Below are 26714 nucleotides of genomic sequence, written 5' to 3'. Positions count from 1 at the left end.
GTGACACAACCACAATCAGACTGGATTTTTGGCAGCAGTCGGGAACAATTTGTTGACCCTTTGCTGGATGCCCTGGTGCTTTTGAGTAAGTACTATGGCACACCTGCGTCTGAAGACTCTCTCAGTAGCGGGTTGCCTCTGGTCAATAACCGTTTAACGGTGGAATTGTTTCCCCGTGCAGCTGAGCGTGCGGGTTTATCTGCGCGGCTGGCTGACCAGCGGTTGCTGAAGATACATGAGTTGCTACTGCCCTGTGTACTACTGTTAAAGAATCATAGCTGTTGTATTCTGATGTCTATTGATCATCAGGCGGGTAGTGCCCGGATATTGCAGCCGGAGAGCGGTGATGGTGAGGTTGAAATTGGCATAGAATCGTTGGAGGAGATCTATTCAGGCCACCTGTTCTATATTCGCAAGAAGTACCAGTTTGATCAGCGTAGTCCTGATGTTCTGAACACCCGGGAGGGGCATTGGTTCTGGAGTACGTTCCGCAGCGCTTTGCCGATTTACCGTGATGTGCTGCTCGCCTCTTTGCTGATCAACCTGTTTGCTGTGGCATCACCGCTGTTTGTGATGAATGTGTATGATCGTATCGTACCCAATCTGGCATTCGATTCTCTCTGGGTATTGGCGATCGGTGTTGGATTGGTGTTCGTCTTTGACCTGATTCTTAAACACCTACGGTCATATTTTATTGATGTTGCGGGGAAAAAACTTGATCTGCAACTATCAGCAAAAATATTTGCCAAAGTGATGGGAATCCGTCTGGAAGCCCGGCCTCTGTCTGTGGGGGCTTTCGCTAATAATCTGCAATCGTTCGAAACGATTCGTGAATTTATTACCTCTGCAACACTGGGAGCACTGATAGATCTGCCTTTTGCGCTGCTGTTTCTGTTGGTGATATGGATAGTGGGTGGCCCACTGGCCCTGGTGCCACTGTTTGTTATGGTGGTTCTGGTAGGCTATAGCCTCTATATTCAGAAACCACTGGCAAAACAGATTGAACTGACCTCTAAGATTGCTTCGCAAAAACAGGCCACTCTGGTTGAAGGTCTGACGGGGATTGAGGCGGTTAAAATTAATGGTGCTCAGAGCCAGTATCAGGTGATCTGGGAGCAGGCTGTCAGCAAGATGGGGCAGCATGATATCCAAACCCGTAAGCTGGCCAATGGTGCTTCAACACTTTCCGGCTTTATGCAACAGATGATGACTGTTGGTATCGTTGTGCTGGGTGTCTATCTGGTCGCTGCAGGTGAGCTGAGTATGGGGGGAATTATTGCATCGGTGATGCTGAGTGGACGCGCAGTTCAGCCTCTGGCCCAGCTCTCTCTACTGGCAACCCGGTATAATCAGGCTAAGGCATCAATGAGCCTGATTAATAATGTAATGGATATGCCTGTTGAAGAAGAAGAGGGTAAAAGTTATGTCAGTCGGCCTAAGCTGAAAGGGCAGATCGAGTTTGATAAAGTCAGCTTTGCCTATCCGGGACAGCAAAGTTACGCCCTGCATGAGGTAAGCTTTGTCATCCGTCCTGGGGAACGGGTTGCCCTGATTGGCGGAATTGGTGCGGGTAAAAGCTCGCTGGAAAAACTGATACTGGGGCTGTACCAGCCAACGTCAGGTGATGTTCGGATCGATGGTGTTAATATCGCACAACTTCACCCGGCAGATCTGCGTCGCAATATCGGTAGTATTACTCAGGAAAGCCACCTTTTCTTTGGCAGTATCCGTGACAATATTATTATGGGGGCACCCTTTACCAGCGACGAAAATCTGCTGCGTGCTGCCGAGTGGGGAGGGGTAACCGAATTTACCAATCATGATCCTGACGGGCTGGAGCGACAGGTTGGCGAGGGAGGCAGACAGTTATCCGGAGGGCAGCGTCAGTCTGTTGCTGCAGCCCGGGCGATTGTGATGGATCCGCCCATACTGCTGCTGGACGAACCTACCAGTCAGTTGGATAGAAAGTCGGAAGTGAGGCTGATGAATCAGCTTAAATTACTTGATCAGAGTAAAACCGTTATTCTGAGTACCCATAAATCAGGTCTGCTTGATGTGGTTGACCGGATCATTGTTTTGGAGAATGGGCGTCTTGTTGCAGATGGTCCTAAGGCTGAAGTCGTTAACTGGTTACGCGAAGGCGTCAATCAACAGAAAGCCAAAAGGGAGGCTCAGGCCTGATGGGTGATATGCACACAGATCGGGTGCCGGTTTCTGCTGAAGACAACTCTTCGAAAGAAAACACTGCACTGAGCGCAGTGACTGAAGCCCGGCGCGACAAAACCGTGGTTGCAGATGAACTACATGATTTTATTGATAATGCGGCTGCCAGTGTATTGCTGGATACGCCGAGAAGTTCACGCGTGCTCCTCTGGGGGGTTGTGTGTTTTGTGGTTGTCGCCATCGTCTGGGCCTATTTTGCTGAGCTGGATGAGATCACCCGGGGACAGGGGAGTGTGATCCCTTCACAACAGATTCAGGTTGTGCAGTATCTCGAAGGTGGGATTCTTAAAGAGCTGTATGTCAAAGAGGGGGATAAGGTCGAAGCGGGCCAGCCTCTGTTGCGTGTGGATGAAACGCGGTTTTTATCGGACTTCAGGGGGCAGGCTCAGGAGCAGGCCTATCTGGAAATATCGATAGCCCGTCACCGGGCAGAACTGGCTAGTATTCAGATCAGCGATGAGGCCGTCAACAGTGACTGGCAGGGGCAGGTTAAGATTGTGCCTAAGCCTATCTCAATGGATGAAGACTGGCAGAAACGCCATCCCGATCTGTTAGAGCGGGAGCAGTCTCAACTGGAGGAATATCTGCGCAATCTGACTAACCAGTTGGAGATTATTGGCCGACAGATTCAGCAGGGTGATCAGGAAGCGAAGGAGCTGGAGTCTAAAATCAGTCACCTTGACCGCTCCTACCGGCTGAGTCTGCGTGAACTGAAAATGACGCGACCGCTGGCGGAACAGGGAGTTGTTCCTGAGATTGAGCTGATCAAGCTTGAAAGGGACCTGAATAGCTACAAACAGGAACTTGAAGGAGCAAAACTGTTATTGCCTAAAGTGCGGCTAAGTATTCAGGAATCGGTTGCGAAACGTCGCGAAATCGCGTTAAATGCACGCAGTGAAAGCCAACAGAAACTGAATGAAAACCTGGCTCAGCTGAATCAGAAAACTGAGGCTCAGGTGAGTTTACGTGACCGGGTAGACAGGACAACAGTCGTGTCACCAGTGCACGGCACAATTAAAACCATTTCGGTAAATACCATCGGTGGTGTTATTCAACCGGGTATGGATCTGGTTGAGATCGTACCGACAGAAGATCATCTGCTGATTGAAGCAAAGATCTCTCCCAAGGATATCGCATTTCTGCGACCTGGGCTGAGTGCTGTGGTGCGGCTGACTGCGTATGATTTTTCAATCTATGGCGGTTTAAAAGGTACACTGGAGCATATCAGTGCAGATACCATTGAAGATGAGAAGGGTAACCTTTATTACCTCATCAGGGTGCGCACTGAAAATACAGATCTTGGGCGAGGAGGCAACTCCCTGCCAATTATTCCTGGCATGATGGCGACTGTTGACATTATGACGGGTAAGAAGAGTGTACTTGATTATTTGCTGAAGCCTATTTTCAAGGCGCAGCAACAAGCTTTACGAGAACGATAACGTTAAGATGGACTTTATCCGGGGGGAACGGTTCTATGGGTAAGATAAACAGGGTTGGCGTGTGCGCGCTGACGTTACTCGCATGGTCAGGCACAGTCTCATCGCAGACTCTGGTGGAAGCAACATCATTTGCGATTGGTAATTCACCTGAAGTCGCAATTGTAAAAAGTCAGTATCTGAGTCGTATCGAGCAGATCGGTGTGTCCAGAGCGGGCTACAAACCGAAAGTCGATGCCGCGCTGGGCTGGGGCGGTGAGTGGACCAATAGTCCATCTACCCGTGCGGCAACCGGCAGCTCCGACTATGTTGATCTGGAGCGTGGCGAAGCGTCACTGACCATGAGTCAGTTATTGTACGATGGTCTGCGGACTAAAAATGACAATGACCGGACCACCGCAGAAGCGGAAGCTCAGCGCTATCAGCTCTGGAGTGTCGCAGAAAACACCACACTGGAAGTTGCTGACGCTTACATGACCGTGATTAATGCTCAGGAAGCGTCTGTTCTGGCGGCAGCTAACCTGGAATCCCATATAGAGATTCTGGATGGTATTCGTAAGCGTTCAGAGCATGGGCTTGGATCTGCTTCCGATCTGTCACAGGTTAAGGGGCGGTTGAGTCGGGCGCATTCCAACTACCTGGCGACCGATAATAATGTTCTTGATGCTAAAGCCCGCTACTACAAGGTTGTCGGACAGGAAGCGATCGGGCTGGTAAAACCCGCAGCGGTGGATCAGTATATGCCGGTCTCCTATGAGCAGGCACTTGAAAGAGCGGGTAAGGTGCATCCGACACTGTTGTCTGCACAGTTTGATGTTGATGCCGCTGTTGCTCAGCTGAAGACCCGGGACTCAGATTTTCATCCAGATGTTCGTCTGGAACTGGGAGGCACCTGGAATAATAATCTTGATGGAGCCGCTGGATATAACAATGATCTGACAGCGATGATCCGGATGCGTTATAACCTGTTTAACGGTAATGCAGACAGCTATCGTCAGAAAGAAGCGTACTACCAGTTGATGGAGGCCAGTGCGATTCGCGACCGGGCACAGCGGGAAGTGGCTGAAGGTATGAGCCTGTCCTGGAACGCCTACCAGCTGCTGGAACGTCAGATGGAGTTTCTGGAAGCGCATGTGATTGAAGCTGAGAAAACGCTGGATGCATACAAGCAGCAGTTTAAGCTGGGGCGCCGTACTCTGGTTGACCTGCTGGATGCAGAGAATGAACTGTTTGAAGCGCGTAAAGAGCTTCTTAAAGCCGATAAAGATCGTATCATGACACAGTTCAGGGTTCTGAATGCAATGGGTGAGTTGTTGACCGTTCTGAATCTTGATCGTGAGTCAATCCTGACCAGCGAAGACCAGGCAGAGATCTCCGCTCTGCGTGACTAAGCTAAAGCGTCTGTTTGTTCGCTGTGATCAGTTTTGATCGCAGCGGATTTGCAGGCTGATTATTTTGTTGTTATCCGCTATAATCGCCGCCTTTTTAAACTGCTTCCAGAAAGTGTATATGAGCGAAGAACTGGCAAAACAACAGAAAACCCGGCTAAACAAACTGCAAAAACGCCTGCGTCGGGAAACTGGTCGCGCAATCGAAGATTTTAATATGATCGAAGATGGCGATAAGGTGATGGTGTGTCTGTCCGGTGGTAAAGACTCTTTTGCCATGCTGGATATTCTGATGAACCTTCAGAAGAGTGCCCCGATCAGTTTTGACCTTGTTGCCGTTAACCTGGATCAGAAGCAGCCAGGCTTTCCCGAACATGTGCTGCCTGAGTATCTGACTCAGGTAGGTGTGCCGTTTCATATTGTCGAAAGAGATACCTATTCGGTTGTTAAAGAACTGGTGCCGGAGGGTAAAACTACCTGTGCATTATGTTCCCGTCTGCGTCGCGGCACGCTGTATGGCTTTGCCGAGCAGATCGGGGCCAATAAGATCGCCCTGGGACATCACCGTGATGATATTCTGGAAACCTTCTTCCTCAACATGTTTTATGGGGGCAAGCTGAAATCGATGCCGCCGAAGCTGGTGAGCGATGATGGCAAGAATATGGTGATCCGTCCGCTGGCCTATGCCCGCGAGAAAGATATCGCGGCCTATGCTGAGATGCGCGGATTCCCCATTATCCCCTGTAATCTGTGCGGGTCGCAGGATGGCCTGCAGCGTCAGGTAGTTAAAGAGATGTTACAGGACTGGGATAAACATCATCCGGGACGTATTGAAACCATGTTCCGCTCATTGAGACATGTGGTTCCCTCCCACCTTGTCGATACTGAGCTGTTTGATTTTAAGGGGCTGCAACGCGGCTTTGCCCATGGTATCAGTGATCCTGACAATAGCTTTAGTGCTCCGGCGAAAGAGATGCCGGAGATGATCGACATTCTCTCACTCTGATCACAACCGGACCCGTCTATGAATATCTGGGTTGATGCGGATGCCTGTCCTAATGTGGTGAAGGAGATTCTGTTTCGCGCGGCACAACGTTTGGGTATTAAAACGGTTCTGGTTGCTAATCAGTTTTTATCAACGCCGCCGTCTGCTTTTATCAGTGCGGTGCAGGTGCCTGCCGGGTTTGATGTTGCTGATAACTATATCGTGCAGAAGTGCAATGCAGGAGATCTGGTGATTACGGCCGATATCCCGCTGGCTTCCGAGGTGCTGGAAAAGGGGGCACATGCACTGAACCCCCGGGGGGAGTTCTATACCCCTGAAAATATTCGCCAGAGACTGAATATGCGTGACTTTATGGATCAGCTTCGCAGTTCTGGCATTGACACCGGAGGCCCTGCCAAACTAAACCAGCAGGATCGTCAGCTGTTTGCCAATCAGCTGGACCGGTTTCTGGCTAAACAGTTGCGTCAATAACCCATGCAAGCCTGCCTACTTCGCTTTTAGTCTAAAAATAGGGGATATCCTTTATTTTTTGCCGGTTTTGCTTTAGCGTTTGCTCTAACATAAAACAATAACTGAGGCCGCTATGAGTGACACCCTATTGATCCGTGAGGATGCTGATGGTATCTGCACACTGACACTAAACCGCCCTGATGCATATAACTCTCTCTCTATGGAGCTGATGCAAGCGCTCATCGCCGCATTTGACGCGATTGCTGAAGATATCGCTGTCCGTGTTGTTATTTTGCGGGGTAATGGCCGTGGATTCTGCTCCGGTCATGATCTGAAGCAGATGTTGGGAGAGGGAGAGGAAAGCTATTATCAGTGCACCTTTGAAACCTGCTCAACGCTGATGCAGCGAATCGTAAATCTTCCGGTTCCGGTGATTGCACAGGTTCACGGTGTCGCGACGGCGGCGGGTTGTCAACTGGTCGCCAGTTGTGACCTGGCGGTGGCCAGTGAAACCGCACGTTTTGCGACGCCCGGGGTTAATATCGGTCTGTTTTGTTCGACGCCGATGGTAGCTCTGAGTCGTGCCGTGAGTAAGAAACATGCGATGGAGATGTTGCTGCTTGGTGATATGATCAGTGCTGAAAAGGCGGCTGAAATAGGCCTGCTGAACTGGGTCGTTCCTGAATCATCTGTGGGACAAAAAGCCGGGGAGGTGGCTACTAAAATTGCCGCCAGCTCACGTAAGGCGATCTCTATCGGTAAGCTGGCCTATGCCCGTCAGATAGATAAGCCTCTGGAGCAGGCTTACATCGAATGCAGTCGGGTGATGACGGAAAATATGCTTACTCACGATGCTGGTGAGGGGATTGATGCCTTCATTCATAAGCGAAAACCAGAGTGGCAACATCGCTGAGCAGGGGGCGCCTGTTATTGCTTCCTGTTGAGGTTGTCAGAAGAGGAAGGGCGCCTGAGTTCAATAGATTTATATTGTCTCAAATTAGTGAGAAACCCGTGGGGATGCGTTATCTTGCCCGGGGTGAGGGCAGGATAGGCAAGAGTAGCGAAGCATAGAGGGCTGAAACAATGTTGAATCGGCGTGCCATTGTAAAGGCGATCATCAATGGTGGGGCTTTGGTGGGTGTTGGGGCACTGATGCCGAGCCTGGCAATGGCGTGGAATAAAAGCGCTTTTGCTGCACAAAGCCAGGGGTTTGCCGTGAAACTGTTGCTGGGTGGCGTGCCTGTTGCCAGTGATCAGGTTAGTGTTAAAGCGCCCCGCATCGCTGCTGATGGGGCTATGGTGCCGGTTACAGTAAAGACCTCACTGGCCAATGTTGAGTCCATCAGTCTGTTTGTGGAAGCCAATCTTCACCCTCTGGTGGCTCAGTTTATTATCCCGCCAGACACTGAGCCGTCGGTGTCTACCCGGATCCGGATGCGTGAGTCATCCAGTATTACAGCGGTAGTCAAAGCGGATGGTCAACTGTTGAGCGCCTCGCAGGAAACGAAAGTGACCAACGGAGGGTGCAAAGATGGCTGATATGATAAATGTTAGCGCCCACATGCAGAACGGTATAACTCAGGTCAAGCTCAAGGTTCGCCATAGTATGGAGGATGGACAGCGCACCGATAAAAAGACCGGCCAGATAATATCGGCTAAGTTTTTGCGCGAGATTAAAGTGATGCATGAAGGGAAGCCTGTTTTTGCTGCAAATCTCAGTACCGCCATCGCTGAAAATCCTTTTCTGGCCTTTAGCTTTTCCGGTGGGGCTACGGGAGAAACGTTGACGATTAGCTGGGTTGAGAATACCGGGAAGTCCGGTAGTCAGACGGCTAAAATCGAATAGCTTAGTAACCTTTTGTTGATTGCAGTCACCTTGCTGAGCTTCGTATTGTCCTGGATTATGCGGCCTGAATAGCCTCTTCTATGCAGTTCGTCCGATCTGTATTAACCCAGGTCAGCGAATCTCTTCATGTCAGGGGAAAAGCGGTTCTACTCAGCCTGTGCATCCGTTAGAATGGGCGCACAAATGAGAAGGAGAAGTTTGTGAACCGAGTCGCTTTATTATCCCTTCTGAGCATATTCACACTGGCTGGCTGTAATGCCGCCAATGTCCAGCCGGAAGCCAGTTCACCCGCTGGGCCATCTTCGGCTGCGCAGCAGGCGGGCTCACCACCGGATACCCTGGATCAGTCTGCACAGTTCGATCAGTTGAATGGACGTATCACGCTGTTACAGGAGCAGTTTCTCGAACTCAAAGTACAGAACAGCTCTGTTGCTGAGCGTGTGCAGTTGTTACTGACCCAGTTTCAGGTGCTGGCGCAGGAGGTTAAACGTTCGGCTGTTGAAAAACCTCAGGCTGCAGAGCCAGATCCCGGCTTGTCGGACATGATGCAACGGCTGGATCAGCAGTTAACTGAGTTACAGCAGATTGCGCCGGAGCTGGGCGGTGGTGATCCATTTAAACTGGCCAGTTGCTATACCGCGAAAGGGCAGTGGGTAATGATTCGTTACAATCGTTTTTCCGGCGAGAGCTGGATCTCTGCCGCTAACAGCTGGCAGCCACTTGAAGAGGAACAGACACCATCAATCTCCTCCTACGATATACAGTTGTTGCCTGCTAACAGTGATGTCAAAGGGTATGTTGCCGCCCGTATCGACCATAACAGTGGTGATAGTTGGTGGCTGAATCAGCAAACCTGGGTTAAATATCAGCAGTAAGAATATCGACAAAATGACACAACCGACCCCTGAAAGCCTGATCGGTCTTTTTAACGGACTTTTCAGCGAAACACTGAATACTGAGCTGGTCAGAGGAGACGATGAACCGATCTATCTGCCAGCCGATGCCAGCCATCCCAAACACCGGGTTATCTTTGCCCACGGTTTCTTTGCCAGTGCGCTGCATGAGATCAGCCATTGGTGTGTTGCCGGCGAGCAGCGTCGTCAACTGGTCGATTTTGGTTACTGGTATAAGCCTGATGGCCGAACAGCTGAAGAGCAGGCCGAATTTGAGAAGGTTGAGGTTAAACCGCAGGCGCTGGAGTGGCTGCTGTCGGAGGCTGCAGGCCATAAATTTCATTTCAGTGCTGATAATCTTGGCAGCGATATCGGTGCCAGTAAGGAGTTTAAGTCGGCTGTACTGTCGCAGGTTAAGCGTTATCTTGTCGATGGTTTGCCCGAACGTCCAGCAGCCCTGATTAAAGCGTTGCAACACTATTATGCTACAGCGCCACTCAGCGCCGATCAGTTTTCACTGGATGGAAAATAAAAAAACCGGCAGAAGATGCCGGTTTTTTTGTTTCAGATATCAGGGCGTTTGTTTTTTCATCCCATTATGCATCTGCATATTACCCATGCCAGACATGACATCCATCACTTTGATATCCAGCTTCTCTGAGCTGCCATCGCTGAAATTCAGTGTCAGATCAATGGTCTGATCTTTAGCCAGGTTCTGCTTCAGGCCTATCAACATAACATGAAGGCCACCGGGTTTCAGTTCTACCTGCTCATTGGCTTGCAGGGTTATCTCCGGAATCCTGCGCATTTTCATCACCCCGTTTTCCTGAGTGTGAGTATGCAGCTCGGCAACCTTGGCAACTGAGGAGGACGCTGAAACCAGAGATACTTCTGTATCGCTGTTGTTCGTCAGCGTCATAAAAGCAGCACTGTTAGGTTGTCCCGGTGGCACAGCGCGGGCATAGGGGTGGTCGACCCGGACCTCGGCAAAAGCGGAAGCTGAAAGTGTCAGTGCGGCAACCAGCGTAATAAGCTTTTTCATAACGTTTTTATCCATAGTGATAGTGGAATTGTTGATAACATCCTGTGTCGAAGACCAGAGTGCCTTGTCGGTTATTAAAGCAGTGCTTTTATCTCAGTCTCCAGTTTTTCAGGTGGTGTGCCGTGGGCCACAGTGCTGCTCAGTTCACCCTGTTTATTGATCAGGTAGATACGGGAGGAGTGATCAACGGCATATCCCATCGCTGAATCCTTCATATCGACAATGCGGTAAAATGCACCGTACTGTGAGACCGTCTGGTCAATTTTTTCCCGACTGCCGGTGACACCAATAATAGACGGGTAGAAGAACGCGCTGTACTCAGCCAGCTTTTCCGGGGTGTCACGGTCAGGGTCCACGCTGATAAAGATGGGTTGAACCTGCTCCCGCTGATCGGGATCGAGGTTTTTCATCGCCTGAGATATCACCGCCAGAGAGGTTGGGCAAACATCCGGACAGTGGGTATAGCCAAAATAGATCAGGACCACTTTGCCTTTAAAATCGTGCAGGGAAACATCGCCATCGACCCCCTGCAGGGTGAAATCCCCCCCCAGGGTTTTCAGCATTGGCTGCCCCGGTGAACCACTTTGCGGGGACAGTATATAAGCGGTGACGATGCCTGCGAGCAGGGCCAGCGTCAGGAGTAACAGGTTGCGTAGTGTCGTCAGGTTGCTTGCCATTATTTTGCTCTGAATTCAAACCATGTGTTGATTGGTCCGGCAGCGGTTTCTGCCGAGACGGTCAGTCGCCATAACATCTCACCGGTGGTGCAGATGGCTAACTCACCCTGTCCACTAAAAGCTCCGGGGCTGCTTTCGTCAGCGGTTAGTTCAGTCTGATTGATGCCCATATACATTTCACTGCCCTGCAGATCGATGATTACTTTGCTGGCGCTGGTCCCATTAATGCTGACCCGGTAGTTCAGCGGTGTCAGTGAGCGAACGGGCCTGGGTTGAATATCCACAGACAGACTTACTTCCCCCATATCGACCGTGCAACTCTGCTGGTTAAGATCGCAATTGCTGGCCATCCCAGGCGATTGCACAGAGGGTAAAGCAAACATTTTTGAACCCAGCCATATTGCCAGAATGAATCCCCCCAACAAGACCAGGTACAGGTATTGCGGTTTACTATTTTTGGCTACAGTCTGGCCCATCAGTGGATCTTTCCTCTGCAATGAATTGTCCCCGATCCAGGTGCGGATCTGAATGTGGCAAATTGTCGCATTATCAATGGATTAGTGAAACGTTTCCTGGTTGAGACATGTGGAACAGAATAAGATGTTATAACTATATTTGTTTAAAATCTAAACGATATATAAGTGTTATAGCGTTGATATTAAAGAGCAATACTGGATTATTGGTACGGGGTTTGTCTGGTTTTGGTATGAATTATTAATGTTATAACCGGTAATAGATCTATACTGAGAGTTGTCTGCTGTAGCTCTGGGGGGGGATATATGCAACCACACTGTCGGGATTGCCAGTTTCTGATCGAATCGAAGTTTGACACTGAGCCACATCCGGGTCTGAAGTCTCTGTTAAAAAAACCGGTAGCTGAGATCTACCAGTGCCGTCACTGTGAAAGCTGTTTCATCTTCACCATGCATGATATTTCTCTGGTTGTGCCTGATGAACCGGAAAGTAATAACCACCGCTGATTCTCACTCTGCCGTTATCAGTAGCGATTGATTTGCCTGGTCTGATACCGCACACTGGAGCAAACAGAACCTGATGGATTGTAATAATGGAGTGGGACAAACTTCTGACAACGAAACGGTATGGTCATGAGAACCTGACACCTGAAGAGGTTGGACGAAGTCATTTTCATAAAGACCATGACCGGATAATTTTCTCCAGTGCCTTTCGGCGACTGGGCCGCAAAACTCAGGTACACCCGCTATCTCTGAATGATCATATCCATACCCGCCTGACCCACAGTATTGAAGTGGGGAGTCTGGGGCGCAGTCTGGGGATCCGGGTGGGGGAGCTGTTGCAGGATCAGTTACCCGCATGGATCAGCCCGCACGATCTTGGCACGATCGTACAATCGGCCTGTCTGGCCCATGATATTGGTAACCCCCCCTTTGGTCACGCCGGGGAGTTTGCTATCCGGGACTGGTTTAAACACAAAGCCCCCAAACACTATCTTGAAGAACTATCTGCGGCGGAGCTACTGGATCTGCAAACCTTTGAGGGTAATGCTCAGGGTTTCCGGGTGGTTACCCGGATCGAGAATAATCTGTTCGATGGAGGACTGAGGCTCACCTATCCGACGCTGGGGACTCTGCTGAAATATCCCTGGACGGTGGAACGCGCAGGAAAAAAAGGCAAATTCAGCAGTTTTGGCACCGAGCGGGAGATTCTCAATGCGCTGGGCCGTGAGCTGGGGCTGGTTAAGCTGGGGGAGGACTACTGGTGCCGCCACCCGCTGGCTTACCTCGTCGAGGCCGCCGATGATATCTGTTATGCGATTCTGGATCTGGAGGATGCGATAGAGCTGAACATTCTGGGTTTTGATGATATCAAACCGATCATGCTGCAGATTTGTGGTGATCTGAACTATGAAGACGAGATCTTTTTCACCCAGGCGTCAGCACGACGGAAAATATCCGCTCTGCGCGGTATGGCAATGGAGAACATGGTTGAATCGACCGTCGCGGCATTTATGGCGAATCTGCCGCTGATTATGACGGGTGAATACCGCGGAGAACTGCTCGCCGATGGCGATGCCGGTGTGCGGGAAGGGTTGGAAAAAGCTAAAAAGCTGGCCCGTGAACGGGTATTTCCGGACAACCGTAAAGCAGAGCTGGAGGTGGGGGCGTACAGCACTTTGGGGAGTCTGCTGGATTCATTTTGTGCCGCAGCCTATGAACAGCATACACAGAGCAGTGACCAGCTGAGTTATCGTAGCCAGAAAATCATTAGCCTGATGGGGATACATAGCCCCGATCCGCAATGGCCGCTGTATCAATCCTATATGCGGGTACTCGATTTTATCGGAGGAATGACCGACAATTACGCCGCTTATCTGTCCCGTCAGATAGGTGGTATGTCAGTCAATTAACTGCAAACTGTAACCATAGGGTGTTTCGTTGTGTCGATGCGTGATCAGCTAAGTAATCTGGTATTTTCTACTGAAAAAGGGGCGCTGTGCCCAGCGTGTAAAGAGTCTGTCGATCACTGTGTGTGTGATCAGTTGGGAGACCAGGAACGACTTTCCAGTCTGGATGGCGTTGTCCGGATCCGTCGCGAAACTGCAGGCAGAAAAGGCAAGGGAGTCACCACCATCAGCGGCGTACCTCTGGCGGACAAAGCGTTGAAAGATCTGGCTAAAAAGCTCAAACAGCAGTGTGGCACCGGAGGCTCACTGAAAGATGGAATCATCGAGATACAGGGCGATCATCGGGAAAAACTCAAACAGCTGCTGGAGCAACAGGGCTTTACCGTAAAGCTGGCGGGAGGCTGATATGGCGCCACCCAAGCGTAAAAAGGTTTGCAAATACTGCCTTATGATCCGTTTTATGCTGCTGTTTCTGGCGATTGTTGCGGTTTTCCTGTTAAATGGCGTTTATCAGTTCTGGAACTAACTTTCTCACACCGGTAGGACGCCGGTGAAGCAAAAACAGGGAGCGAACGTTATGTACCGATCTATCAGGTTTTTATCTGTTATCCTGTGGGCGACAGCTGCGTTGTCCTCATTCGCGTCAGCAGAGATTCTGCATTATATCGATGCCAGTGGACGCAAAGTTTACGTCGATAGCCCCCATAAAATTCCCCCTCAGTTCCGGCACCAGAGCCAGCAGGTTGAGACGGTACGGATGACCGTTGAAGAACAACTGGCCAGTGAGCAAAGTCGTCAACAGATTAGTGAGGAGTATCGCAGGAAGCAGCAGATACGTGAGCTGGAAAGAACGCTGGCGAACATGACAACCCCGGTCAGAATTATGGGCAATCAGGTGCTGGTGCCGGTCAATGTTGTCTGGCGAGGCCGAAAAGCCAGCCTCAATCTGCTGCTGGATACGGGTGCCAGTATGACTGTGCTCCACCGCGACGGTGTCAGCTCACTGAATACTACCAGTCGTGATTCCAGTTATGCGCAGGTTGCCGGAGGTGGATTGATCAAAACCGAACGGGTGGTCTTCGACCGGATCGAACTGGGTCCCTATCGCATTGAAAACAAATCCACGGCAGTGATTGAGACCAGTGGTCCGCAACCCTTCGACGGGCTTCTGGGAATGGATATTCTCGGCGGAGGCGGCTACAACATCGATTTTGCTCAGCGTCAGATTGTCTGGGCACCTGGTAAGTATAAAGAGATGAGTGCTGCACTTGAAGCATTGAAGCATCCTCAGGCAGAGCCCGATGATGCTGTTGCAGTCGATAAGGAATAATCAAAAAAGCCCGCATTCATCGCGGGCTTTTTGCTAGAGTCATCGGCTCTATTATAGTTCCAGCTCTGCCAGTTTCAGATCCAGCGTGGCTTTGAGCAGTTTATAAAGGCGGATAGCGGCATCGATCTCCTCCTTGCGGTTGGTCAGGCTTTCAATATTCAGACCCAGAGGGATACCCAGGTTACCGCAGGCTTCCAGGATCTGATCCAGGTTGTTGCGGCAGATGCGGATAGATTCAGCCAGTGGGTTATGGGCGTCAAGAATCCGGTGACGGGTCGCCTGTGGCACTGAGATGCCCAGCCACTCCATAAACTCAAGTGTCTTTGCACTGCCACAAGGGGTAAAGGTGAGGATAATCCGTTTCGGTGCGACGCCCCGTTCTTTGCACTCCCGGGCATAAGAGCTTAGCAGGTCGATAGTGGCCTGCGGGTTGTAAACCGCCTGAGAAACAAAAAACTCGCACCCCTGTGCACTTTTTTCTAACAGTCGCAGATGCTCATTGCCCTTGCTGGCATGGCGCTCGGCAATCGTCACCCCACCCAGATTGAAATCAAGGCTGTGTTCCTTCAATGCCGTGTAGGCTTGTGGCAGCGTCAGTTTGATATCGCCATCGGCGGAGGGACTGCCGACCAGAACGATGTCCCGTACGCCATGAGGGCACCAGGCCTTGTCCAGCCACTCATTGAAATCATCTTTGTTGCGCTGAGAGACGCTTTTATAGGTGATCACCGGGCGGCCTGATTTCTCCCTCAGTATGGTTGAGTAATCCCGGGGATCATGGGTGTTCATAAACGGGAATGGACGGGGCTTGTCAATCCGGCTGCTTTCGTCCTGAATGTCGTATACGATGACACCGTCATAGTCGATCTGTTGCAGACGTTCCAGCAGCTTATTACCGATCTCAGATAGCTGCTCCATCGAAACAGAAGATTTCGGCGGGGTGGTGCCAATAAAATAGACGCCGCGTGTTGGGTCGGCGAATTTCTGTTTCAGTCGTGAGTGGCTCATCTGGGGTTCCGTAATTTGTGATCTTTGTGGTGCGACAGTGTTCTGGCTGCCAGTACTTCTTGTTAAGCACTTCTTGTTAAGTACTTCTCTTTAAGTACGAACTATTCTAACAATGAATGCCTTTCATGTGATTAAGTTATAAGGTGAAATTTTTTGCAGTTAATATGAGCCGATTTAATGTCGCTTGAAATACACTATAGATATCAGTGAGACCAAGCGTTAAGAGGGGGCAGTGTGAGTGAGAAAAAAAAAGCGGATTTGAAATCGATACAACAGCAACTGGATACAGACCATCGAGAACCCCGTTCTTTGCCTCCGGTTCACCTCTGGACTCCGGAGTTCAGCGGTGATCTGGATATGCAGATCACCCGTGATGGTCGTTGGATACATGAAGGCGGTGAGATCAAAAGGGCCGCCATGGTGAAGTTATTTTCTTCTATCCTGTGGCGTGAAGGAGAGCGCTATTTTCTGGTGACTCCGATTGAGAAGGTCGGCATTCAGGTAGAGGATGTGCCCTTCTTTTTCACCGCGCTGGAGGTTCACGACGGAGAGGCAGGGCAGGAGCTGGTGTTTACCTCATCAACTGATGATGTTGTTATCGCTTCCGCAGGGCATCCGTTACGGATAGAGATCGATCCGGACACGAATGAACCCTCTCCCTACCTGATGGTGCGTTATGGCATGGAAGGCCGGTTAAACCGTAATGTCTTCTATCAGCTTGCGGATCTGGCAGAGGAGCGGGATGGCGTGTTCGGGGTAGAGAGTTGTGGGCAGTGGTTCAGAATCGGTTAGGGTCGATCGCTTTATAAGCCGTAGTTCGAATGTCACAAAAGGCGTGACTTGCTCGTTACCTGATAAAAGCCTTCTTTACATAGGGATTGGTCTTTAGAGGGTTAATGATTTTGTAAGAGGTAGTTGTGTTGATTGGGGCAGTCCAGATAGACAGGATATGAAGATAATTAACATTTTTAATGTCGGAGTCTTCTCGATCGCTTTAGTCGTCCTCGCGGCCTGTGTTAGCGTTCCCAGCGTTTCGCAGCGCACAGATATCTCAGATCAGCTTGCTGTAAATCAGGGTTGGCAGTCTGAAGTTATAGAGACTCCTTTATTTGATTTAATGAGTTATCAGTCCAAACAGAAACAGGCAGCACCCCTGCTTACGGTCTATATCGAAGGGGATGGTTTTGCCTGGCGGACAGCTTCCATCCCCTCCACAGACCCTACGCCGATAAATCCAATCGGACTGAAACTGGCTCTTATTCACCCTGATGGTAATGCCATTTATCTGGCACGACCATGCCAATATGTCGGCGGCAGCACTGCAAGGAACTGTGATAACGCCTATTGGACCGGTAAGCGATTTTCAGAGGAGGTTATTGCGGCAACTAATCAGGTGATAACCGAACTTAAAGCACAGTTTTCTGCAGAACAGTTGCAGCTAGTCGGCTATTCCGGTGGCGGGGCTGTTGCCGCATTAATAGCTGCTCGGCGAGATGATGTGATTCGCTTGATCACCATAGCAGGTAATCTTGATCATCAAGCCTGGACGGATGCGAAACAGCTTTCTCCACTCAGGGGGTCGTTAAATCCCGCTGACGCCTGGCTGGCGCTTACTAATATAGAACAGATTCATCTCATCGGAGGTAAGGATCTGATTGTTAGTCCATCTATTGTTCAGTCCTACAAACAGCATTTTAAGGATGATAGCCAGATAAAGATCATTACCTTTCCTGACTATGATCATCACTGTTGCTGGACAGAGCGATGGAACACTTTATCGGCTAATTATCTCAGCCGTTAGTGACCACATGTAGTTGTTATCTTGAACGACAGGTATGAAAAGGAAAGCATGTAAAAGGAAGACATAATAAAGGATGATAATAGCCATCCTTTCTGGGGGCTCCCTATCTTCAAGCAACAGATCAGAAGTGAACTTTAAAGCCAAACTCACCTTCCACTGAGTGGCTGTCGCCCTGATTCTCTAGACTGCTGCCGCCGGTTACTGAGGCAAAGAGTTGATAGCGTGTCGAGCCTTTATTCCAGCTGTGCCTGATGCCCGCCCCAAGCTCCGCACTCCAGTCATCAACCGAGTTGGTCAGTTGTGCACCACTGACGTTGACTTGAGTTTCATCTTCAAACTCATGGATCACATTGGCGAGTATAAAGCCCTGGGAGGCACCATCATCCGTAAACTGCTTCGCCAACTCTGCTCCGATACGAGCCTTTAGACTGTTGCTGTCTGATAACTTTACCAGTTCTGAATTGGCCCCGGTAAAGTTATCGCTATCAACTTTGGCATAAATAAGTTGTGCTTGTGGGGTGACCTGTAAGCTTTCGCTTAGGGGAATTTTATGTCCGGCTTCTATTGAGGCACTATAACCCTCAGCAGAAATATCATTTACTTTGCCTGCGCCACTGGCTGACAGGTCGGTTGTGTACCAGCTTTTTTGTGCTTGCAGATCAACATAAGCACCATTAATAAAGGTCCATGTACCACTGACGCCAAGGTTATAGTTCTCGGTCTCCAGTTTGCTGTTACCCGTGGAGGAGCTTACATCTGTGTTTGCCTGCCCATAACCGGCATTAACGCCTGCGACAAAACGACTAGCTGCGGTATCTGACAGGGTAAAATCAACCCCGATCTGAGCACGCCAATGGTTGGTATCGAAATTAGCACCTGTGGTTGAATCGGTGCCATCTATGCTCCGTTTACCGCTGGCAATACGTAGCCAGACCGGTGTATCAATAGCGGTGTCATCACCACTGTTAGCGCCGGTAATACGATTGCGGGTACGGTCGGCCAGAGAGGGCAGAGCCTCCAGCGTTAACAGGCTTTGCCCAAGCGCTTCAACCCCTGATGCAAATGGAGTGTAGGCATGGCCGCCTGCTGTTCCAACAGATTGTAATACCCAATCATTCCCCATCAGCGACAGAGCATTATAATTAAATGCGCCATTAACCAGCGGCGTTGCTAAGGTGAAATCTCCGGCTTTGGTGGTGCCGTCAACGGAGATCAGAGTAATGTCATTACCCGTAGCAGGGCCGGTTGATATGTCGTTGACTCTTACCTGAGTACCACCCGCCAGGACGTTACCGGTTATTGCTAATGTATCAGCAGCGTCGGTTGCCAGATCCGTATCAATCAACAAATCGCCCCCGCCGGTAAAGTTGCCGTTAACTGTGGCGCCAGCATCTACCGAGCTGTTTTGCAGGTTGATAACGCCGTGGTTGAAAACATCACCATCGACCGCTAGCGCAAGCCCGGTTGCGACGTTTAGTGTACCGCCATCCAGTATGATTTTGTTGCTTCCGCCTGTTGAGCGGATTGAGCCGGTAGCTGAAGCGCCGGTATTGATGGTGACGGTGGTATCCCCCGGGCCATCTTCGATCGCTATCCCCGATGCTGCGCTGACAGATGAGCCGGTGTTAAGAGTGATAGAGCTATTGTGAGTATTATAGTTGTCGATGCCTGCTCCAGATCCACCCGTTACTGTACCACTGACGGTGATACTGGTAGTGCCTGTATCATAAAGGTTGCGTGCGGAAATACCTGATTTACCTCCGGTTACAGCGACAGAGTTAATGGTAAGGTCAGTGCCTAGGTTTATTGCAGAGATTCCTGTAGATTGTGCTCCGCCAGTTACAGTGCCGGTACTGGTTATATAGGTTGGGCCCTTACCATAGTTATTAGCGGAAACTCCTCCGTAGTGGCTGGTAACAGCAGCAGTGGAAATGGTAAGTTGAGTGGCTGTAAAATAATTTTTGGCATAAATCTGGCCAGAAACGTCCCTCGAAGTGGTAATGTTGGTTGCGCCTGTGCCGTAATTACGTGCGGCAATAGCTCTATAGTCACTTGTTATGGTTGCAGAGTTGATGGTGAGGTCAGTGGCTGTTCCATAGTTATTTGCTTTAATTCCAATACCAAATATACCAGACTGGGTCACTGATACATTTCCGGTGGTGATGCTAGTTTCGCCAGTACCTCTGTTACTGACAGTGATAATACCTCTGTTAAGGTGATTAGGGCTTAAATCGTGATCTGTTACGGTGGCAGCGGTAATGGAAATATCTGTGGATGTAACATAATTACTGGCGGAAATCCCACCAACGACATTACCTGTAGAGGTAATTCTAGTTTCGCCTGTGCCAGAATTATTTGTAACAATGGCTCTTTCGGGTCCAGAAATATCGACTGCACTAATAACAATATCAGAGGCTGAATAACGGTTTCCGGCAACTATCCCGCAGCGATGTAAGCCTTTAACCGTACCGGTAGTGGTAATATTGGTCTTACCCGTGCCATTGTTGCGCGTAAAAATGCCATCTATCTGTCCGATTACATCGGAAGTCTTAATCGTAAGGTGGGTGGATTGTCCAAAGTTTTCAGCATCAATTCCTGAATAATCTAGGCCAGTTACCGTCCCTGTTGAGCTAATACTGGTCGAACCCAAACCATTGTTAGTTGATTTAATACCGGTAAACCCACCCGTTACCGCGACAGTGTTGATGATTAGTTCGGAGGATCTATTTTCACTACGAGCGTTGATGCCATAATCTGTTACACCGGTTACAGTGCCGGTAGTGGTAATGGTGATTGCCCCAGAGCCTTCGTGGAAAGCCGAAATGCCCGAATTTCGACCCGTTACGACCATAGTCTTGATATTAAGGTCAGAGGCACGTGAAACGTTACCGGCAGAAATTCCACCTGTAACGGTATCAGTACTGGTGATACTAGTTGCGCCCGTGCCTGCGTTGTAAACTGAAATACCTTGCCAGTAACCAGTTACTCTGGCCGCGGTAACGGTAAGATCGGTGGCTGTTGTAGAGTTAGTGGCGCTAATACCAATACCAGTACCAAAATAATTAGCTGTACTATTTACTTCTTGGCTAGAAGTAATGCTAGTCGCCCCTGTACCGAGATTGTTTGCAACAATACCACCGTTGTAACCAGTGACTGTGCTAGTGTTAATGGTAAGGTCTGTGGTTGTCGATCCGTTATAGGCATTGACGCCGTTTCTATTCTCACCAGATACTTCTCCGCTAACAGTAATGGTGGTGGCACCGGTTCCATTGTTACGTGTGTTAATGCCGTAGTTCCTACCCGTTATCACAGATCCATTAGTGTCAGCGAAACTGATGGATGAGCCAGAGCTGTTTCTTAAATCTATTGCATTACCGCCAGTACTGGTCGTATCAATACCAAAACCAGCAGATGTGGTGACTGTTAATGGATTAGCACCAGAGTTTAATGTCTGTGTAACATCGGTTGCGTTGTTTTCAGCGCCGTTACAGATATAGGTATTGGCTGAGCCACCGGGTAGACAGCTACCGGCAAATGCCTGGCGAGAGCCATAGCCTGATAACAGTGTTGCCGCAATTGAGGCGCCTAGTTTCAGGCGTTTAAAGGGGGTGCGGGCGGTCTGCTGTAGCCACATTGTTAATACGTCCTTGTGATGCTTGTTTAGCTAACAGAACTATCGGAAGCTGTTGCTTGATATTGTTTACCAATCTAACTCAATCTTGAAAGTTGTTAAATAGCTTGGCTAAGTTTTAATTTTAAATATATTAACGTTATAAAATGCCATAATCAGATCGATAGTTATGCCGCCGCTATTAACTGTCGTTATCTGTGCTTAGCTGTCTATCCTTAGCTAAGTACTGATGGCGCAAAGGTCACCAGATTAGCGGCTTCCGGTGATTCCGGCGGAACTGCCATTGGACATGTGCTTTCAGGAATAACTTCTAAGTCAAACAGTTCAGCGATATTGCCATCTATTCTGAACCAGTCCACACAGCTGAGAGTTGTCAGGTCGATAATTTGTACGCCACACCAGGGGTCTGAATCGGCTTGTTTTAGCTTTTCATCCAGAGTAAGTCCTTCAAAACGCTCATAGCGGGGCTTAGATAAACCAACAAAGGCATAGTTGCCATAAAAGGCGAGGCCTCGGGTAAAACCGGGGCAAAAGACTTTGGGTTCAAATTGTCCTGTACCATCTGCTTGCATGTTTACAATACCCAGTTCACCGGTGCCCGAGTTAAGCAGCCAAAGCTTACCATCGTGTATTCTCGGGGAGTGTGGCATAGACAAACCTTCACAAACAATTTTATTGGTTTGAACGTCTACCACTACGCCACCATCGCTACGGCGGTCACGCCAACCGTCAATGGTGTTGGATCGGCTTACTGCGGTTACATAACGGGGCTCGCCGTCCTGCATCGCCATGCCATTGAGGTGGCAGCGGTCTTCATCTATCAGGGCGGAAATAAAGGGTGGGCGCCATAACTCTGTAAAACTATGTCGTTCTGATACGGTGGCGATGCAGTTGAAGCGGGTGTTGATGAAAACCGGTTGGTCAGCGTTATTAATACCCACGTCGTGGGCATCTAAATGTCCAGTGACATGAACCCGCCTGGGTACAAAACAGGTATCAAAGGTATGGTTGACTAGCTGGTCGGGCTCCAGAATGTTTTCGAAACGCATGATTTGATAGCCTCCAGTCATGGTCAGGCTACCTTTTTTGTCCATGCATAAACCCATCGGCTTAGGCAGAACTGTTTGGTGAACGTTAATGCCATTCTCCAGGTTGCGGCCAATAAGATAGAGCAAACCGGACTGATATGAGGTGAAGGCGATGGCGATATTGAGGTTATGTAGCCGGGCAAATAATCCGCCCGAGACAGAGTATTCAACATTATTAGCAGAGAGTGGCGTTTCGGCGGTGTCTTTCATGGCATATGTGGCCGTATCGGTTGTACTGTTGAATGTTGTTTATTGATCATTGTTGATTCTGAGGGGCAAATGGCAAAACATTACCACAGGAGTAAGAATACTTCGCGCATAGTTGAACGATTCTGAACAAGGAGCACTAAACAAGAATTAATAGTTCCTAATTATACAGCTGCAACGGTGCTTCCTGCAGGGCGAACAGTTGCTCCCTGAGTTCCAGGATATGTTCGCTCCAGTAGCGTACTGTGTTGAACCAGGGGAAGTTATGGGGGAAGGCCGGGTCTTCCCAGCGGCGGGCGATCCAGGCGGCATAGTTCATGATGCGCAGGGTTCGCAGGGTTTCCGTTAGTCTTAGCTGAGCGGGGTTGAAATCACAAAACTCGCTATACCCCTCAATGATTTCCAATAGTTGTGCTTGCTGACTCTCTCGTTCGCCCGACAGTAGCATCCAGATATCCTGAATGGCGGGTGCCATTCTGGCATCATCAAAATCAACAAAATGTGGAGCGTCATCCCGCCAGAGCATATTGCCGATATGGCAGTCGCCATGCACGCGGATGCGGTTGATCGGTTCACAGATCTGCCAGTTTTCCTCCATCAGCTTTAGCAGGTCCGCTGTCAGCGTGTCGTAAGAGGTTTTCAGTTCCGCCGGAATAAACTGTTCGCTGATCAGTTGCACGCTTTCATGACCGTAGCTGGCGATATCGATCTCTGGACGGTGGACAAACGGACGGCTGGCACCGATAGTGTGAATCCGGCCGAGCATCCGGCCCAGGGTAAACAGGTTATCCATGTTGTCCAGTTCGGGCGCGTGACCGCCCTTGCGGGGAAACAGGGCAAACATAAAGTCGCCATAGGTAAACAGGCTTTCACCGTCTCGAATCAGAGGGGCGACCACGGGCAGTTCCTGTGCTAACAGTTCGAAGCAGAACTGGTGTTCCTCCAGAATCTGCTCCCGGCTCCAGCGGGCAGGGCGATAAAACTTAGCGATCAGTGGTTCACTTTCCTCAATGCCGACCTGATAAACGCGATTCTCATAACTGTTCAGACCAAATACCCGCCCATCACAAAGATATCCCAGGCTTTCAATAGCGTCCTGAATAAAGCTGGGTGTGAGGTGTTCAAACGGGTGCAGTGAGGTCATCGGTTTACCAGTTTTTGAAAGGGTTAGAAAGCAGGTTGGAGTTGTAGTAGCGTTTATCACCGGTGACCTCTTCGGTCACCCAGTCGGGCAGTTCAGGTTGTTCATCTTCACTGTCCAGTTCAACCTCTGCGACGACCAGCCCTTCATTGTCTCCGGCAAAGATATCCAGTTCCCAGAGGTGACTTTTATGGGTGATGAGATAACGGGTCTTATCCACTACCGGGCCGGTGCATAACTCATTCAGCATCTGCCGGGCATCGCTTACCGGAATCTCATATTCAAATTCACTGCGGGAGATCCCTTTAGTTTCGCCTTTAAGGGTGAGAAACGCTTTATCACCCATAATGCGAATCCGCACCGTGGTTTTATCAGCGGTCTTGATATAGCCCTGACAGATGGTCAGTCCCTGAGCTGGCAGGTCGACTTTATCCATATTTACGAGAAACTTGCGTTCAATTTCCTGCGCCATTTCAGACTCCAATAAAAAAGGCACTCACAAAGTGCCTTTCAAGATAACTAAGATAAACCATTAAAGATAACGTTAAGAGTAGTCATTGGTGTTGGAGTACAAGGCGCAGATTAATTTATGATGCGGAGTGTACTGTTGTACATGAGCAATCAGAAATTAATCTGCAACGCAGTAATTCGATACCAGGGACGCTCTTACATAATCCGCATGCCAGGCTGAGCCCCTTCGTGGGGTTCAAGAATCCACAGATCTTTACCGCCGGGGCCGGCGGCCAGCACCATCCCCTCTGACATGCCAAACTTCATCTTCCGCGGGGCCAGGTTGGCCACCATCACGGTCAGTTTACCTTCCAGATCTTCTGGATTGTAAGCAGACTTGATACCGGCAAAGACATTGCGGGTCTCTCCGCCGAGATCCAGTGTCAGCTGAAGCAGTTTATCGGCGCCTTTGACATGCTCTGCTTTAGCGATGCGGGCAACCCGCAGATCAACTTTGGCGAAGTCATCAAAGGTAATCTCATCCGCGACCGGATTTTTCTCCAGTTCTGTTTTCTCCGCAGTTGGGGCTGCCGGTGTTGCTGCTGCAATTGCCGCCAGTGTTGCTTTACTGTCTTCGATCATCGCGTTGATGCTGTCTTCTTCAATACGCTGCATCAGCGGTTTAAACTTATTGATCTGATGGTTCAGCAGTGGGGTTTTGATTGCACCCCAGGCAAAACCGTCAATATTCAGGAAGGCTGCGGTGTCTGCCGCAACCTGAGGCAGTACAGGGGCCAGGTAGGAAACGATCACCCGGAACAGATTGATCCCCATGGTGCAGCAATCCTGTACCTGCTGCTCTTTGCCTTCCTGTTTCGCCAGAACCCAGGGTTCAGCAGTATCAATATACTGGTTGGCTTTATCGGCAAGGTGCATGATCTCGCGCATCGCTTTACCGTATTCACGGGCTTCATAGGCGTTTGCAATCAACTCACCAGACGCGACTGCTTCGTCATACAGGGCAGGCTCTGCCAGTGTGTCAGCCAGTTGGCCTGCAAACTTCTTATGGATAAAGCCAGCGCAGCGGGAGGCGATATTAACGACTTTGTTGACCAGGTCGGCGTTTACCCGCATGCGGAAATCATCCAGGCTCAGGTCGATATCATCGATACCGGAACCCAGCTTGGCGGCGAAGTAGTAGCGCAGGTATTCCGGACGCAGATGCTTCAGGTAGGTTTCCGCCATAATAAAGGTGCCACGGGATTTGGACATCTTCTGACCGTTAACGGTCAGGAATCCATGGCAGAACACTTTGGTCGGTTTGCGGAAACCGGCGCCTTCCAGCATGGCGGGCCAGAACAGGGTGTGGAAGTAGGCGATATCCTTACCGATAAAGTGATACAGCTCGGTATCGGAGGCTTCATTCCAGTATTCATCAAAATCGACAGAATTTTTTTCGCACCAGTTTTTAAAGCTGGCCATATAACCGATAGGGGCGTCCAGCCAGACGTAGAAATATTTGCCTGGTGCATCGGGGATTTCAAATCCCCAGTAGGGCGCGTCACGGGAGATATCCCAGTTCTGCAGACCCGATTCAAACCACTCATTGAGTTTATGAATCATCTGCTCCTGCACACAGCTGTCGACCCAGTTGCGCAGGGTGTTTTCAAAATCAGCCAGTTTGAAGAAGTAGTGTTCAGACTCTTTTTCAATGGGTTTGGCACCTGATACAGCGGAATAGGCGTTTTTCAGCTCGACGGGGCTGTAGGTTGCACCGCAGACCTCACAGGAATCACCGTACTGATCCTGGGCACCACATTTAGGGCAATCGCCCTTAACGAAACGATCGGGCAGGAACATCTCTTTTTCCGGATCGTACGCCTGGGTAATAGTCTTCTTAGCGATATGGCCGCCATCACGCAGACGGGTATAGATCAGCGAAGCAAAATGCTTGTTCTCTTCAGAATGGGTGGAGTAGTAGTTATCAAACCCCACCATAAAGCCTGCGAAATCACGCTGGTGCTCCTGGCTCACCTGGCTGATCAGAGCCTCGGGCGTAACCCCCATCTGGTCTGCCTTCAGCATAATAGGCGTGCCATGGGCATCGTCCGCACACACATAGGTGCAGTGGTTACCGCGCTGGTTCTGGAAGCGGGTCCAGATGTCAGTCTGGATATACTCTACCAGATGACCCAGATGGATCGGGCCGTTGGCATAGGGCAGAGCGCTGGTGACAAGAATCTTACGTTGTTTATCAGTCATGATTCGGAGCAGGTCTAGGTTGCAGAGATAAGCGCGCAATTTTACTCTTAACTGACTGAAATTACAGCCAGGAAGGGCGATCTTTTTTATCCGGTGATGATTCAAACACGCAGGTTTAAGTTAACTATACTGGGTAACAATCGGTAGACAGCTTTTTTAAATAACGCTACAACCTGTTAAGGAACATTTGTTACGTTTCAGGAACAAAGTAGTCTGTAACGGTTTATCGCATAATTGTTGTTGCCTTAACGGTGTAATTTAACAGCTATACTGTAACCTTTACTGACAGTGCCTTGAGCGTCTGATACGGAAAATACTAAGGTATGTTTATCAGCTTATTCAGACGATTTTAGGGCCGCATAGAGCATCGCAGGTAGCTGCAGTGATGGGTTAAATTGAGTAAAGGTTGCAGTACTGCACAGATCTGTTTCCATCCGGTCACTGATCCGGAG

25 protein-coding genes are annotated in these 26714 nt (G+C 49.7%); 16 read left to right on the top strand and 9 right to left on the bottom strand.

Features of this window, described 5'->3' with window-relative positions:
• The 10 genes from BMY09_RS07775 to BMY09_RS07730 all read left to right on the top strand — a co-directional run bounded on the left by BMY09_RS07775 (position 1) and on the right by BMY09_RS07730 (position 9774).
• A complete protein-coding gene (locus BMY09_RS07775) occupies positions 1-2181 on the top strand; it encodes a type I secretion system permease/ATPase (protein ID WP_091356215.1) in 2181 nt (726 codons plus the stop codon).
• The gene (locus BMY09_RS07770) at positions 2181-3662 is read left to right on the top strand and encodes an HlyD family type I secretion periplasmic adaptor subunit (protein WP_091356212.1); all 1482 of its coding nucleotides are present in this window, start codon (positions 2181-2183) and stop codon (positions 3660-3662) included. The genes BMY09_RS07775 and BMY09_RS07770 overlap by 1 nt, the downstream gene beginning before the upstream one ends.
• Positions 3663-3697: 35 nt before the next feature.
• Positions 3698-5050, top strand: a complete 1353-nt coding sequence (locus BMY09_RS07765) for a TolC family outer membrane protein (protein WP_091356209.1) — start codon at positions 3698-3700, stop codon at positions 5048-5050.
• Positions 5051-5168: 118 nt separating this feature from the next.
• Entirely contained in the window at positions 5169-6053 is an 885-nt protein-coding gene (gene ttcA, locus BMY09_RS07760; protein WP_091356206.1) for a tRNA 2-thiocytidine(32) synthetase TtcA, read from the top strand.
• Positions 6054-6071: 18 nt separating this feature from the next.
• Positions 6072-6524 carry a YaiI/YqxD family protein gene (locus BMY09_RS07755; RefSeq protein ID WP_091356203.1) on the top strand — a complete coding sequence of 151 codons (453 nt, stop codon included), beginning with the start codon at positions 6072-6074 and terminating at the stop codon, positions 6522-6524.
• Positions 6525-6636: 112 nt separating this feature from the next.
• Positions 6637-7416 (top strand): enoyl-CoA hydratase, encoded by a 780-nt coding sequence (locus tag BMY09_RS07750; RefSeq protein WP_091356201.1) that lies wholly within the window; start codon positions 6637-6639, stop codon positions 7414-7416.
• A gap of 170 nt (positions 7417-7586) precedes the next feature.
• Complete coding sequence (gene soxY / locus BMY09_RS07745; protein WP_091356198.1) at positions 7587-8042, top strand: thiosulfate oxidation carrier protein SoxY; 456 nt, start codon at positions 7587-7589, stop codon at positions 8040-8042.
• Entirely contained in the window at positions 8035-8349 is a 315-nt protein-coding gene (gene soxZ, locus BMY09_RS07740; RefSeq protein ID WP_091356195.1) for a thiosulfate oxidation carrier complex protein SoxZ, read from the top strand. The genes soxY and soxZ overlap by 8 nt, the downstream gene beginning before the upstream one ends.
• Before the next feature lie 200 nt (positions 8350-8549).
• Entirely contained in the window at positions 8550-9224 is a 675-nt protein-coding gene (locus BMY09_RS07735) for a hypothetical protein (protein WP_091356193.1), read from the top strand.
• 13 nt (positions 9225-9237) lie between these two features.
• Entirely contained in the window at positions 9238-9774 is a 537-nt protein-coding gene (locus BMY09_RS07730) for an elongation factor P hydroxylase (RefSeq protein WP_091356190.1), read from the top strand.
• A 39-nt stretch (positions 9775-9813) separates the two neighbouring features.
• Here the strand turns inward: BMY09_RS07730 and BMY09_RS07725 are convergent, their stop codons facing one another.
• The 3 genes from BMY09_RS07725 to BMY09_RS07715 all read right to left on the bottom strand — a co-directional run bounded on the left by BMY09_RS07725 (position 9814) and on the right by BMY09_RS07715 (position 11437).
• Positions 9814-10284: a copper chaperone PCu(A)C gene (locus BMY09_RS07725; protein ID WP_091356272.1), complete on the bottom strand. Its 471-nt coding sequence runs from the start codon at positions 10282-10284 to the stop codon at positions 9814-9816.
• Positions 10285-10358: 74 nt separating this feature from the next.
• Positions 10359-10961, bottom strand: coding sequence for an SCO family protein (locus tag BMY09_RS07720; RefSeq protein WP_091356187.1), 603 nt, complete (start codon positions 10959-10961; stop codon positions 10359-10361).
• Entirely contained in the window at positions 10961-11437 is a 477-nt protein-coding gene (locus tag BMY09_RS07715; RefSeq protein ID WP_091356185.1) for a hypothetical protein, read from the bottom strand. Before BMY09_RS07715 ends, BMY09_RS07720 begins: the two co-directional genes overlap by 1 nt.
• A 303-nt stretch (positions 11438-11740) precedes the next feature.
• Between BMY09_RS07715 and BMY09_RS07710 the strand changes: the two genes are divergently transcribed.
• The 4 genes from BMY09_RS07710 to BMY09_RS07695 all read left to right on the top strand — a co-directional run bounded on the left by BMY09_RS07710 (position 11741) and on the right by BMY09_RS07695 (position 14674).
• A complete protein-coding gene (locus BMY09_RS07710; RefSeq protein WP_091356183.1) occupies positions 11741-11941 on the top strand; it encodes a hypothetical protein in 201 nt (66 codons plus the stop codon).
• Positions 11942-12027: 86 nt separating this feature from the next.
• Complete coding sequence (locus tag BMY09_RS07705; RefSeq protein ID WP_091356181.1) at positions 12028-13347, top strand: deoxyguanosinetriphosphate triphosphohydrolase; 1320 nt, start codon at positions 12028-12030, stop codon at positions 13345-13347.
• Between the two features lie 36 nt (positions 13348-13383).
• Positions 13384-13749 carry a translation initiation factor Sui1 gene (locus BMY09_RS07700; protein ID WP_091356179.1) on the top strand — a complete coding sequence of 122 codons (366 nt, stop codon included), beginning with the start codon at positions 13384-13386 and terminating at the stop codon, positions 13747-13749.
• 172 nt (positions 13750-13921) lie between these two features.
• Complete coding sequence (locus BMY09_RS07695) at positions 13922-14674, top strand: retropepsin-like aspartic protease (RefSeq protein WP_091356177.1); 753 nt, start codon at positions 13922-13924, stop codon at positions 14672-14674.
• A gap of 51 nt (positions 14675-14725) precedes the next feature.
• On the opposite strand, the gene BMY09_RS07690 is transcribed toward BMY09_RS07695, so the two are convergent.
• Positions 14726-15682 carry a methylenetetrahydrofolate reductase gene (locus BMY09_RS07690; protein ID WP_091356176.1) on the bottom strand — a complete coding sequence of 319 codons (957 nt, stop codon included), beginning with the start codon at positions 15680-15682 and terminating at the stop codon, positions 14726-14728.
• 234 nt (positions 15683-15916) lie between these two features.
• Here BMY09_RS07690 and BMY09_RS07685 point away from each other — a divergent pair, with 234 nt between their 5' ends.
• Together BMY09_RS07685 and BMY09_RS07680 are read left to right on the top strand one after the other, a co-directional pair.
• The gene (locus BMY09_RS07685) at positions 15917-16474 is read left to right on the top strand and encodes a DUF1285 domain-containing protein (RefSeq protein ID WP_091356173.1); all 558 of its coding nucleotides are present in this window, start codon (positions 15917-15919) and stop codon (positions 16472-16474) included.
• A 157-nt stretch (positions 16475-16631) separates the two neighbouring features.
• Complete coding sequence (locus BMY09_RS07680; RefSeq protein ID WP_091356169.1) at positions 16632-17483, top strand: alpha/beta hydrolase; 852 nt, start codon at positions 16632-16634, stop codon at positions 17481-17483.
• Positions 17484-17604: 121 nt separating this feature from the next.
• On the opposite strand, the gene BMY09_RS07675 is transcribed toward BMY09_RS07680, so the two are convergent.
• From BMY09_RS07675 to metG, 5 genes are all read right to left on the bottom strand, one after another.
• Entirely contained in the window at positions 17605-21117 is a 3513-nt protein-coding gene (locus BMY09_RS07675) for an autotransporter outer membrane beta-barrel domain-containing protein (protein ID WP_091356166.1), read from the bottom strand.
• A 212-nt stretch (positions 21118-21329) separates the two neighbouring features.
• Positions 21330-22412, bottom strand: a complete 1083-nt coding sequence (locus BMY09_RS07670) for a TIGR03032 family protein (protein WP_091356163.1) — start codon at positions 22410-22412, stop codon at positions 21330-21332.
• 157 nt (positions 22413-22569) lie between these two features.
• Positions 22570-23553, bottom strand: coding sequence for a serine/threonine protein kinase (locus BMY09_RS07665; RefSeq protein ID WP_091356161.1), 984 nt, complete (start codon positions 23551-23553; stop codon positions 22570-22572).
• Between the two features lie 4 nt (positions 23554-23557).
• A complete protein-coding gene (locus tag BMY09_RS07660) occupies positions 23558-24022 on the bottom strand; it encodes a CYTH domain-containing protein (protein WP_091356158.1) in 465 nt (154 codons plus the stop codon).
• Positions 24023-24216: 194 nt separating this feature from the next.
• Entirely contained in the window at positions 24217-26262 is a 2046-nt protein-coding gene (metG, locus tag BMY09_RS07655; protein ID WP_091356156.1) for a methionine--tRNA ligase, read from the bottom strand.
• Between the last annotated feature and the right edge of the window lie 452 nt (positions 26263-26714).

The sequence above is a fragment of the Amphritea atlantica genome, assembly GCF_900111095.1.
Lineage (GTDB): Bacteria > Pseudomonadota > Gammaproteobacteria > Pseudomonadales > Balneatricaceae > Amphritea > Amphritea atlantica.
This window is presented reverse-complemented; position numbering and strand designations above follow the sequence as displayed.

Bases quoted from the DNA above. Each gene is read 5' to 3' on its own strand.
- BMY09_RS07705 (WP_091356181.1), top strand. From the start codon at position 12,028: ATGGAGTGGGACAAACTTCTGACAACGAAACGGTATGGTCATGAGAAC.
- BMY09_RS07710 (WP_091356183.1), top strand. From the start codon at position 11,741: ATGCAACCACACTGTCGGGATTGCCAGTTTCTGATCGAATCGAAGTTT.
- BMY09_RS07720 (WP_091356187.1), bottom strand. From the start codon at position 10,961: ATGGCAAGCAACCTGACGACACTACGCAACCTGTTACTCCTGACGCTG.
- metG (WP_091356156.1), bottom strand. From the start codon at position 26,262: ATGACTGATAAACAACGTAAGATTCTTGTCACCAGCGCTCTGCCCTAT.
- BMY09_RS07755 (WP_091356203.1), top strand. From the start codon at position 6,072: ATGAATATCTGGGTTGATGCGGATGCCTGTCCTAATGTGGTGAAGGAG.
- BMY09_RS07680 (WP_091356169.1), top strand. From the start codon at position 16,632: ATGAAGATAATTAACATTTTTAATGTCGGAGTCTTCTCGATCGCTTTA.
- BMY09_RS07765 (WP_091356209.1), top strand. From the start codon at position 3,698: ATGGGTAAGATAAACAGGGTTGGCGTGTGCGCGCTGACGTTACTCGCA.
- BMY09_RS07660 (WP_091356158.1), bottom strand. From the start codon at position 24,022: ATGGCGCAGGAAATTGAACGCAAGTTTCTCGTAAATATGGATAAAGTC.
- BMY09_RS07750 (WP_091356201.1), top strand. From the start codon at position 6,637: ATGAGTGACACCCTATTGATCCGTGAGGATGCTGATGGTATCTGCACA.
- BMY09_RS07690 (WP_091356176.1), bottom strand. From the start codon at position 15,682: ATGAGCCACTCACGACTGAAACAGAAATTCGCCGACCCAACACGCGGC.
- soxZ (WP_091356195.1), top strand. From the start codon at position 8,035: ATGGCTGATATGATAAATGTTAGCGCCCACATGCAGAACGGTATAACT.
- BMY09_RS07770 (WP_091356212.1), top strand. From the start codon at position 2,181: ATGGGTGATATGCACACAGATCGGGTGCCGGTTTCTGCTGAAGACAAC.
- ttcA (WP_091356206.1), top strand. From the start codon at position 5,169: ATGAGCGAAGAACTGGCAAAACAACAGAAAACCCGGCTAAACAAACTG.
- BMY09_RS07670 (WP_091356163.1), bottom strand. From the start codon at position 22,412: ATGAAAGACACCGCCGAAACGCCACTCTCTGCTAATAATGTTGAATAC.
- BMY09_RS07700 (WP_091356179.1), top strand. From the start codon at position 13,384: ATGCGTGATCAGCTAAGTAATCTGGTATTTTCTACTGAAAAAGGGGCG.
- BMY09_RS07695 (WP_091356177.1), top strand. From the start codon at position 13,922: ATGTACCGATCTATCAGGTTTTTATCTGTTATCCTGTGGGCGACAGCT.
- BMY09_RS07675 (WP_091356166.1), bottom strand. From the start codon at position 21,117: ATGTGGCTACAGCAGACCGCCCGCACCCCCTTTAAACGCCTGAAACTA.
- soxY (WP_091356198.1), top strand. From the start codon at position 7,587: ATGTTGAATCGGCGTGCCATTGTAAAGGCGATCATCAATGGTGGGGCT.
- BMY09_RS07725 (WP_091356272.1), bottom strand. From the start codon at position 10,284: ATGAAAAAGCTTATTACGCTGGTTGCCGCACTGACACTTTCAGCTTCC.
- BMY09_RS07665 (WP_091356161.1), bottom strand. From the start codon at position 23,553: ATGACCTCACTGCACCCGTTTGAACACCTCACACCCAGCTTTATTCAG.
- BMY09_RS07715 (WP_091356185.1), bottom strand. From the start codon at position 11,437: ATGGGCCAGACTGTAGCCAAAAATAGTAAACCGCAATACCTGTACCTG.
- BMY09_RS07730 (WP_091356190.1), top strand. From the start codon at position 9,238: ATGACACAACCGACCCCTGAAAGCCTGATCGGTCTTTTTAACGGACTT.